Origin of the sequence: Tepidibacter thalassicus DSM 15285 (assembly GCF_900129915.1) — a bacterium.
GTDB classification, from domain to species: domain Bacteria; phylum Bacillota; class Clostridia; order Peptostreptococcales; family Peptostreptococcaceae; genus Tepidibacter; species Tepidibacter thalassicus.
Map to the genome: position 1 here is coordinate 1 of NZ_FQXH01000040.1, position 11321 is coordinate 11321.

8 protein-coding genes and 1 rRNA gene are annotated in these 11321 nt (G+C 27.8%); 8 read left to right on the forward strand and 1 reads right to left on the reverse strand.

The features are described from left to right. Positions 1-326: 326 nt before the first annotated feature. The 7 genes from BUA19_RS10985 to pepF all read left to right on the forward strand — a co-directional run bounded on the left by BUA19_RS10985 (position 327) and on the right by pepF (position 8725). Positions 327-929 (forward strand): precorrin-2 dehydrogenase/sirohydrochlorin ferrochelatase family protein, encoded by a 603-nt coding sequence (locus tag BUA19_RS10985; protein WP_072726466.1) that lies wholly within the window; start codon positions 327-329, stop codon positions 927-929. Further along, positions 907-1812, forward strand: a complete 906-nt coding sequence (gene hemC / locus BUA19_RS10990) for a hydroxymethylbilane synthase (RefSeq protein ID WP_072726467.1) — start codon at positions 907-909, stop codon at positions 1810-1812. The genes BUA19_RS10985 and hemC overlap by 23 nt, the downstream gene beginning before the upstream one ends. Next, positions 1802-3310 (forward strand): uroporphyrinogen-III C-methyltransferase, encoded by a 1509-nt coding sequence (gene cobA, locus BUA19_RS10995; RefSeq protein ID WP_072726468.1) that lies wholly within the window; start codon positions 1802-1804, stop codon positions 3308-3310. Before hemC ends, cobA begins: the two co-directional genes overlap by 11 nt. 1 nt (position 3311) lies before the next feature. Next, positions 3312-4277, forward strand: coding sequence for a porphobilinogen synthase (gene hemB / locus BUA19_RS11000; protein WP_072726469.1), 966 nt, complete (start codon positions 3312-3314; stop codon positions 4275-4277). Between the two features lie 18 nt (positions 4278-4295). Beyond that, positions 4296-5591 carry a glutamate-1-semialdehyde 2,1-aminomutase gene (gene hemL / locus BUA19_RS11005; protein WP_072726471.1) on the forward strand — a complete coding sequence of 432 codons (1296 nt, stop codon included), beginning with the start codon at positions 4296-4298 and terminating at the stop codon, positions 5589-5591. Between the two features lie 132 nt (positions 5592-5723). Next, positions 5724-6659: a 4Fe-4S binding protein gene (locus BUA19_RS11010; RefSeq protein WP_072726473.1), complete on the forward strand. Its 936-nt coding sequence runs from the start codon at positions 5724-5726 to the stop codon at positions 6657-6659. A gap of 188 nt (positions 6660-6847) precedes the next feature. Beyond that, positions 6848-8725 (forward strand): oligoendopeptidase F, encoded by a 1878-nt coding sequence (pepF, locus tag BUA19_RS11015; protein WP_084602057.1) that lies wholly within the window; start codon positions 6848-6850, stop codon positions 8723-8725. A gap of 25 nt (positions 8726-8750) precedes the next feature. On the opposite strand, the gene BUA19_RS11020 is transcribed toward pepF, so the two are convergent. Continuing rightward, on the reverse strand, positions 8751-10724 hold the full coding sequence (locus BUA19_RS11020; RefSeq protein WP_072726475.1) for a methyl-accepting chemotaxis protein: 1974 nt from the start codon (positions 10722-10724) through the stop codon (positions 8751-8753). Positions 10725-11064: 340 nt separating this feature from the next. Here BUA19_RS11020 and BUA19_RS11025 point away from each other — a divergent pair. Further along, a 16S ribosomal RNA gene (locus BUA19_RS11025) occupies positions 11065-11321 on the forward strand; the annotation flags it as partial.

An 11321-nucleotide genomic window follows, 5' to 3' on the forward strand; every position in this document is an offset into this window, starting at 1 on the left:
TCAAAAAGAGTTTATAAGTGTACGTGTGGTATGACACTAGATAGGGATATTAATTCAAGTATTAATATTTTTAATAAACACAATAAAAATAAAACATTGAATTATAAAAATATAAATCAAGTAACTACTCTACATTTTCATTATGGAAAATTAGTTGCTTGATTAAAAAAAGAGAAGTGAACAAAAGTACCGTTGGCTTGCGGTATAGCATTGTAGAGATATGCTATTATGTACACTAATATTTGTAAAAATATTGAGTGTATGAATAAAATCTATAATTTTTATATATTTATTTAGATTTTTATAGATTTTATAAAGCTGATATTATGTTTTATCCTATGATGATTAATTTAAAAAATAAGAAAGTTACTGTAATTGGTGGTGGAAAGGTAGCTTTTAGAAAAGTTAAAAAGTTTTTAGAGTTTGATTGTGATATAAAAGTCGTAAGTCCTTTGTATATAGATAAATTTGAAAGCTTAAAGGATAAAATAACAATTATAGAAGATGAGTATAAAAAAGAATATATAAAAGATTCATTTTTAGTTGTAGCTTCAACATCGAATAAAGAATTAAATGAAGATATAGCTATTTACTGTAGAGAAAATAACATACTATGTAATGTGGTAGATGATATTAATTTATCCGATTTTATAGTTCCTTCAAGTATTAAAAGAGGAGATTTAGTAATAAGTGTATCTACTATGGGAAAAAGTCCATCGCTTTCTTCTAAAATAAGAAAAGAGCTTGAAGAAAAGTACGATGAAGAATATGAAGAATATGTGAATATATTAGGAGAAATGAGAGCTTTAGTGTTGAAAAAATGTAATGATGAAAGTGAAAAGAAAAAAATACTAAATGAAATAGTAAATTTGAATATAGAAGAATTGAAAAAGAGGAGATATGAGTATGAAAATAGTAGTTGGAACTAGGGGCAGTAAACTTGCTTTAAGTCAAACTAACTGGGTTGTAGATGTTCTTAAGAGAAATAATCCTCATATAGAGTTTGAGATAAAAGTAATTAAAACTAAAGGAGATATTATTCAAAATATATCTCTTGATAAAATAGGGGACAAAGGATTGTTTGTAAAAGAAATAGAAGAAAAACTTTTGAATAAGGAAATAGATATGGCAGTTCATAGCATGAAGGATATGCCTTCAAATCTTCCGGAAGGACTTAAATTTGCAGCAGTTCCTAAAAGAGAAGATTACAGAGATATATTAGTTTTAAAAGAAGGATATAAATCTATAGATGATTTACCAATTGGAGCTAAAATTGGGACTGGAAGTAAAAGAAGAAAATATCAATTATTAAAATATAGATCAGATTTTAATATTTTACCTATAAGAGGCAATGTTGATACTAGAATAAGAAAAATAAAAGAAGAAAATTTAGATGGAGTAATTTTGGCAGCTGCAGGACTTCATAGACTTAATATTGAAGATAAAATAAGCTATTATATACCAACTGATATAATTCTTCCGGCACCAGCGCAAGGAGCTTTAGCAATAGAAATACGAGAAAATGATGAGATAATAGAAGGCATAGTAAATTCTTTACAAGATAAGGAAACTGAAATACAGGTTAAAGCTGAAAGAGCATTTTTAGAAGGTGTAAATGGAAGTTGTCATATTCCAATAGGAGCTCTTTGCAGTATTAGTGGAAATGAACTAAAGATAGAAGGGTTACTTGGAACTGAAAATGGAAGTAAAATTATTAAAAAATCTATTACTGGAAAATTAAAAGATGCAAAAGATTTAGGGTTTAGACTTGCACACATGATACTTGAGGAGATGGAAAGAGATGAAGGGTAAAGTTTATTTAGTAGGAGCCGGGCCTGGAGATTATAAGCTTATAACATTGAAGGCACTTGAATGTATAAAAGAAGCAAATGTAATAGTTTATGATAGACTTGTAAATGAGAAATTGTTAAATGAAGCAAAAGAAAGCTGTGAGTTTATATATGTTGGAAAATCATCTAGCAATCATACATTAACTCAAGATGAGATAAATGAGGTTATTGCAAATAAAGCTAAAGAAGGAAAAGTTGTAACACGTCTTAAAGGTGGAGACCCTTATGTATTTGGACGTGGAGGAGAAGAAGGAGAGTATCTTTTAGAGAGAAATATAGAATTTGAAGTAGTTCCTGGTATTACTTCAGCAATAGGTGGACTTTGTTACGCTGGAATACCTATAACTCATAGAAATTATGCTTCTTCATTTCATGTTATAACAGGACATTTAAAGGATGAAGAAAAAGAACTTAACTGGAAAGTTTTGGCGCAATTTGATGGAACTTTAGTTTTCCTAATGGGAGTTAAAAACTTAGAAAATATATGTACTAATTTAATAAAAGAGGGAAAAGATAAGAAAACTCCAGTAGCAATAATAAACTGGGCTACAAGATATAATCAAAGAGTTGTAACGGGAAATCTTGAAAATATATATGAAATAGCTTTAAAAGAAAATATAAAGCCACCTAGTTTAATAGTAGTTGGAGATGTTGTAAATCTTAGAGATAAATTGAACTTCTTTGAGAATAAACCTTTATTTGGGAAGAGTATAATGGTTACAAGAGCTAGATCTCAAAATAGTAAGTTAGTTGAAAAAATAATGGATTTAGGTGGAAATCCAATAGAGTTTCCTACAATAAAAATAGAAGAGATATCTCCTAATAAAGAATTGGAAGAAGCAATTAAAAACATAGAAAAATACAGTTATATAGTATTTACAAGTCAAAATGGAGTCAAAATATTTTTTAATAAATTAGTAGATTTAAGTTTGGATTTTAGAAAATTAAATAATATAAAAATAGTGGCTATAGGGCCAGCGACAGCAAACGCTCTTAAAGATAGAGGAATAATAGCGGATATAGTTCCTAAGGAATATATAGCAGAATCTATATTTGATGAGTTAAAAGATAAATTAATTAGTAAAGATAATATTTTAATACCTAGAGCAAGTAAAGCGAGAGATTATTTAATAGAAAAATTAAGTGAAATATGTTATGTAAAGGAAATTAAAATTTATGATACAGTTTTAGGTGATGTAAATAAGGAAGAAATACTTGATTTATTAGAATCTAATAAAATAGATTATATTACATTTACAAGTTCATCTACTGTTAAAAATTTAGTTAAAATAATTGGAGAAAAAAATTTAGAAAAGCTTAAAAATGCGAAGTTAATTTCAATAGGACCTATAACATCTAATACTATAAAATCATTTGATTTAGATGTTTATAAAGAAGCTAAGGAATATACCATAAATGGTATTTTAGATATAATAAGTAAAGATATAAGGGGTGAGTAGTTTGATAAAAAGACCAAGAAGACTTAGGGGGAATGAGCTTATAAGAGGGCTTGTTAGAGAAACAAAGCTTGAAGTGGAGAATTTAGTTTATCCTTTATTTATTGTAGAAGGAGAAAATATAAAAAAGGAAATTCCTTCTCTTCCAGATGTTTATCATTTATCTGTGGATAAATTAAAGGATGAAGTGAATGAATTACTAGACCTTGGTATAAAATATGTAATTTTATTCGGAGTTCCAAATGAAAAAGATGAATATGGAAAGCAGGCTTACTCTGATGAAGGAATAGTTCAAAAGGCTATAAGAGAAATAAAAAATATAAGTAATGATATATATGTAATTACAGATATTTGTATGTGTCAGTATACAAGCCATGGCCACTGTGGAATACTATGTCCTAATGGTTATGTAGATAATGATAAAACACTTGAATATTTATCAAAAATAGCAATAAGTCATGTAAAAGCAGGGGCAGATATGGTAGCACCATCTGATATGATGGATGGAAGAATAGGACATATGAGAAATACACTTGATAAAGAAGGGTATGTTAATATACCTATAATGTCATATAGTGCAAAATACGCTTCGAGTTTTTATGGACCATTTAGAGATGCAGCACATTCAGCTCCATCATTTGGGGATAGAAGATCATATCAAATGGATCCAGCTAATATAAATGAGGCAATAAGAGAAGTGGAACTTGATATAGAAGAAGGAGCAGACATAGTAATGGTAAAGCCAGCTCTTTCGTATTTAGATGTTATAAGAAAGGTTAAAGATAGTTTTAATGTACCAGTAGCAGCATATAATGTAAGTGGAGAATATTCAATGTTAAAACTTGCTGTAAAAAATGGACTTTTAGATGAAAAAGCAATAATGGAAAGTCTTATTTCTATAAAAAGAGCAGGAGCAGATATAATAATAACTTATTTTGCAAAAGATGTAGCAAGAATGTTTAAGAAATAATTGTGGAGGGATGAAAATATGAATACTAGAAAATCCGAAAATATATATCAAGAAGCTGTAAAGTATATACCTGGTGGGGTTAATAGTCCTGTTAGAGCTTTTAAATCAGTAGGACTTAATCCTATATTTGTAGATAAAGCTAAAGGTTCTAAAATTTATGATGTCGATGGAAATGAGTACATAGATTATATATGTTCTTGGGGGCCTTTAATGTTAGGGCATAGTAATGAAGATGTTTTAAGTGGTGTAGAAGAAATAATAAGAAAAGGGACAAGCTATGGAGTGCCAACTGAAATAGAAGTTAAAATGGCAAAATTAATAGTAGATGCTTATCCAGCAGTTGAAATGGTTAGAATGGTAAATTCAGGAACGGAAGCTACAATGAGTGCATTGAGAGTTGCAAGAGCATATACTAAGAGAAATAAAATACTAAAATTTGAAGGATGTTACCATGGCCACTCAGATTCACTACTTGTTAAATCAGGATCAGGAACTATAACTTATGGAGTACCTACAAGTCCAGGGGTTCCAAAAGATGTAGTGAAAGATACATTGGTATGCAGATATAATGACTTAGAATCAGTTCAAAAAATATTTAAAGAACATGGAAATGATATAGCAGCGGTTATAGTTGAACCTGTAGCTGGAAATATGGGGGTAGTTGCAGGTAAAAAAGAATTTTTAGAAGGGCTTAGAACAATAACTAAAGAATATGGATCAGTACTTATATTTGATGAAGTAATAACAGGATTTAGATTGGCGTTTGGTGGAGCGCAGGAAGTATACGGTATAGAACCTGATATGACTTGTTTTGGAAAAATAATAGGAGCAGGACTTCCAGTTGGAGCTTATGGAGGAAAGAGAGAAATAATGGAAATGGTATCTCCTGTAGGACCTGTGTATCAAGCAGGAACTTTATCAGGAAATCCACTTGCTATGTATATGGGGTATAAAAATATAAGTATATTGAAGGAAAATAAAAATATATATAAAGAATTAGAACAAAAAGCCATAAAATTAGAAAATGGATTTAAAGAGAATTTAGAAAAATTAAATGTAAAAGGAACTGTAAATAGAGCAGGATCACTTGTTTGTCTTTTCTTTGCAGAAGGCCCTATAGAAAATTATGAAGATGTTATGAAATGTGATGTGGAAAAGTTTAATATATACTTTAAAGAACTTTTAAAAAGAGGAATACTTCTTGCTCCGACTCAATTTGAGGCGATGTTTTTATCTAATGCTCATACAGATGAAGATATAGAATATACTATAAAAGCAAGCTATGAAGCCATGGAAATTGCTTTTGACAAGTAATATTTAATTAAAAAATACGTTTATATCTTAGATATAAATGTATTTTTTTGTAATAAAGTTCAGTCAATTTAATTACAAAATATGGCATTGTATTCACTGGATTAATACTTAAAAAAGAAACGGCGGGATAACATGAAAAATAAATATTTCAATATTACTAAAGAAAATTTTAAGTGGCCTAGTATATTAATAATAATATTTTTAAGTATAGGTTTATGGAGATATTTTGATACTAAAAATTTCTTTTATGTTATTAATTTTGGTTATATAGGAATTTCATTATCATTAGGAACATTTCTAGGAGATTCATTAAAAAAAGAGTATTCTCAATGGGGAAGAAGAATAACTCAACTTTTAGTAGGTTTATATATGTTGGTTTTTCTTGGCTTAATAGGCAAAGAAAATATGCAAATAGAAGGATTCTTTTTTTATTTATTAATGGGAGTGTTTGCTGGGGCTAGTTTGCATTATGCAATTGCAAAAATATTTGGACCTATTGTTTTTGGAAGAGGATGGTGTGGATGGGCTTGTTGGACAGCTATGGTTCTAGATCTTTTGCCTTGGAAAAAACCTCAAAATGGAAGGATAAAATATTTAGGAATAGTTAGATATTTTATTTTTATATTTTCATTATTCTTAGTGATGTACATTTTAGTTAAAAATAAAAATATGCAGGATGTTATTAGTACACAAATATATTGGCTTGTTGTAGGAAATATAATCTATTATTTAATAGGAATTATATTAAGTTTGATTTTAAAAGATAATAGAGCGTTTTGTAAATATGTATGTCCTATTCCTGTTATGCAGAAAATACCAGCAATTGTTTCATTATTAAAAGTAGAGATTGAAAAAGATAAATGTATTGACTGTAAATTATGTGAAAAAAATTGTCCGATGGATATTAAACTTATTGATTACAAGAATGAGAATAAGAGGATTTTATCAACTGAGTGTATATTATGTAAGACATGCATAAATGTTTGTCCTAAAAAGGCAATAAGAGTGACGAAAGGATTTGATTTTGCTTTTAAAGAAAAATTAAATTATGCTAATAGAACGGTATAGAAGAAGTTGCTTTTGATAAGCAGTATTAAAGAAGAACGCTTTTGTGTTCTTCTTTTTTGAAAATACAGAAAAATTGTAATATATACAATTTGTAAAAAATTTAAAAAATATTATTGAATTTTTGTGAAATACGTGGTAGAATTTTCTAAAATAGAAAATTAAGGGTAGTTTTAAAAGGGGGAATTTTTTTGAAATTAAAGAAACAAATTATTTCAATTCTTTTGGCAACTTCGATTGCAACTTTTCCACTTTTGTCTTGTGCACAGGAAGTTCATTATACTAATAGAAGTGATATTCCGAAGCAGTATACTTGGTCTATAGAAGATATTTATAAATCAGATAGTGCTTGGGAAGAAGATTTTAAAAAGCTAGAAAATAGTTTAGCAAAGGTAGATGGTTATAAAGGAAAGTTAAAAGATGAAAAAAATATACTAGAAATACTGAAGTTAAAAGATGAACTTTTTAGACTTAAAGATAAGATATATGTTTATGCAAATCTTAAAAGAGATGAAGACAGTTCTAATTCAAAGTATTTAGCCATGGCGGATAGAGCTGAAGGAATTAGTACTAAAGCTGCAGCTGCTTTTTCATTTGTAGAGCCAGAATTATTGTCTTTACCAGAAGAAACATTAAAAAGTTATATTAACAAACCAGAATTTAAAGATTATAATTTGTATTTTGAAAATCTTTTAAGAACTAAGCAACATTCTTTATCTTCAGAAGGAGAAAGAGTATTAGCATTGGCTTCAGATATAGCATCAGTTCCAGAAAATATAGCTTCAATATATAGAAATGTAGATAGAAAAACAGAGGATATTACTTTAGATAATGGAGAAAAAGTAAAAGTAACTCCTGCGATGTATTCAAAATTATTAAATAATCCAAATAGAGAGATAAGAAGAAAAGCGTTTGAGTCTGAGTTTAGAAGTTTTGAAAAAAATATACATACTTTAGCTGCTACTTTGGCGGGAGAAGTTAAAACTAATATTTTCTTTGCCAAAGCTAGAAATTATAATTCTGCACTTGAAGCATCTTTAGATGCTGATAATATAAAGCCTGAAGTTTATGATAATATAATCAAAGCAGTTAATGATAATTTAGAGCCATTGCATAAATATGTATCACTTAGAAAAAAGGTTTTAGGAATAAATGATAAGGTTAGATATTATGATATGTATGTTCCTATAGTTAAACAAGCGCAAAATGAATATATAAGTTATGAAAAAGCTAAGGAAATGGTAAAAGAGGCATTAGGAGCATTGGGAGAAAATTATATAAAAGATCTCGATAAAGCTTTTAAGGAAAGATGGGTAGATGTATATGAAAATGATAATAAAAGATCAGGAGCGTATGCTTGGGGTAGTTATGATACACATCCATATGTTTTATTAAATTATAATGGAACTCTTGATTCTGTATCTACTTTAGCTCATGAGCTTGGGCATGCTATGAATTCATATTATTCAAATAAAACACAACCTTATTCAAAATCACAATATCCTATATTTACAGCAGAAGTAGCATCTACTACTAATGAAGCGTTAATGATTGATTATTTAATTAAACATGCAAAAACAAAAGAAGAAAAAATGTATTTAATAAATTCATATTTAGAAAAAATAAGGGGATCAATATATACTCAAATTATGTATGCGGAATTTGAAAAAGCAATTCATGAAGCGGCAGAAAAGGGAGTTGCTTTAAATAGTAAGTTTTTAAATGAAACTTGGGGAAATTTGATGAAGAAATATTATGGAGATGATTTTGAAGTTGATGAATTATCTAAAGTATGGTGGTCTAGAATTCCTCATTTTTATTATAATTTTTATGTATATAAATATGCAACAGGACTTTCTTCAGGTATAATTTTATCAGAAAAAATGTCAAATAATGAAAAAGGAGCAAGAGATGCATATCTAGAATTTTTAGCAGCTGGAGGAAATGATTATCCAGTTGAAATGCTTAAAAAAGCAGGTGTTGATTTATCTACAACTGAGCCTATTGAGAAAGCACTTCAAAAATTTGATAGTCTATTAAATGAGCTTGAAAAGCTTATGAATGAATAAAAGAAGAGGAACTTTCCTCTTCTTTTTAAATTATAAATTTATCTGTTTGATCTTTTAATATTTTAGACATTGAATTTAGTTCTTCAATATTTGCGCCGATTTCTTCAAATGTACTAACTTGATCTTGTATAACTTGATTAATTTGTTCAGAAACAGAAGCGTTATTTTGCGATGTAGTAGATATCTCATCGATTGCTTTTGCTATATCATTAGAAATTTCAGATTGTTGTTTAGTTAAATTGGAAATCATATTTATTTTAGTATTTATTTCTTTGATAGAATTTAGTATATTTTTAAATTGTTTATTTGAATTGTTGGATTTTTCAACACTTAACATTACATATTTTTGACCTTTTTTGATAGATGTATTTGCAATACTTGTTTTTCTTTGAATTTCTTGTATAAGTAAACTTATTTTTTCTGCTGATTTTTTGCTTTCTTCAGCTAGATTTTTAACTTCATCAGCGACAACGGCGAATCCTTTACCGTGTTCTCCTGCTCGTGCAGCTTCTATTGCAGCATTTAGAGCTAAGAGATTAGTTTGATCAGAAATTTTAGTAATTATAGAAATTATTTCATTTATTTCTTGTGAGGAATTATTAAGATCTTCTATTATTTTAAATATATCTTCAGTAGACTTTTTCACTTTATTTATACTTTCAACAATTTCTTGTATATTATTTTCCCCTATATTAGCGGCCTTTAATACTGTTTCAGTATTTTTAGAAGCAATTTCAATTTCATTGTAGATAATTTGAGAATTAGCAGCCATTTCTTCAATGTTTGCTGTAGCTTCTTGCATAATAGTAGCATTATTTTGAATGCTATTGGATACATTATTTATTTCATAAGCAATACTTTCTATACCATTGTTTGCTTGTTCTATAGCTACTGATATTTGGTTAGATGATTCGGCTAATGTGTAGCTACTATTTTTTGTTTCGCTAACTAAGTTATGTATTTTAGTAATGAATAAATTAAACCATTTTGCAAGTTCTCCTATTTCATCTTTAGATAAAATTTCAAGTCTTTGGGTTAAATTTCCTTCACCTTCAGCTATATCGTTTAGCATTTTGGTAGTTTGAGTTATTGGTTTTGTTATTAAAAATGAAATATATATTCCAAAAAGTAATGATATTAAAATGCTAATAATGATAGTTGTAAAAATTATCGTTGTTATATTTTTTATATTTTTTTGAGTTGATTTAATTATATCATTGTGTATTTCTTCTACTAAAGGTTCGAATTGATGAATAGTTTTTCTATACTGTTTTTTTAGTCCATCTTTAGCAGTTAAACCTATTTCTTTGTTGATTTCATGTAATTTAAAAAAAGATTCTTCAAAATTATTTACAAGCAATTTTAATTTTGGATTGTTTGATAAAGATTTTATTTTAGAAAATATTGATATTATTTCATTGTAGTATTCTGTTTTGGGAGTTGAAAAATAGTTATGTTCTATTATAGAAGCTTTTAATAATAAAGTATGTATTTCGCTATTTACTGTTAAATTGTTTATTTGGCTTTGTGTATTTTTTAGTTCGCCGATTAAACCATATTCTTCAAAACCCTGTATATATTTTTTTTGGACTACTTGTAGAAATAAATCATGATATTCTTTTGACAATTTTTCCATTTTATTTATTTTGTTTATGTATTGTGGATTTGAATATATTTTTTTATGTTTTTTTAGAGAGTTAATTAAATTTTTTAGTTTATTATAATTTGATTTAAAATTATTTATATATTTACTGTTTTGTGTTTTGAAAAATTCTGGATTAGTTACATCTCTTAATAAAAAGTCTTTTTCATTTCTTCTTAATTCTAATACAAGAGTATATAATTTTTCACTATCAGAAACTAAGTTTATTTTATTGTATCCAATGTCTTTTATGAAATTAAATGAAATTAAAGACATAAAAGAGAAAAGAATTATTATTACTAAAAATGTTGAAATTAATTTTTTTCTTATTTTCCAATCACTAAATTTTAATATCATTTTAAATTCCTCCATTTCTTTAATTTAATATGAGATTTTTAACTTGTTCAAAACGGAATATTAATTAATATTATTTCAAAAATGTTTAGTATGATACAAACGTATACAGGTTTGTTTTGATATATATATATCGAAAAAAAGTTTATATTACTTAAGTGTTTAGTAGTGAAAATTAAATTTTCAATTAATTTTAATTAAAATGTTAAATTAAATATAAAAAAATTTTATAAAAAAGTGTTGACAATGAAAAATAAAGGTGATATATTATTACTTGTCGTTAAGACATGAAAAAAATTGAACTTTGAAAACTAAACAGTAGGTAAAGCCAGTAACGAAATTTTATTTTGAGAGTTTGATCCTGGCTCAGGATGAACGCTGGCGGCGTGCCTAACACATGCAAGTCGAGCGAGGAGAAAAGAGCTTGCTCTTGGATCCTAGCGGCGGACGGGTGAGTAACGCGTGGGTAACCTGCCCTATACACACGGATAACATACCGAAAGGTATGCTAATACGGGATAAAGCTAAGATAAGGCATCTTATCATAGTCAAAGCGAAAGCGATATAGGATGGGCCCGCGTCCCATTAGCTAGTTGGTGA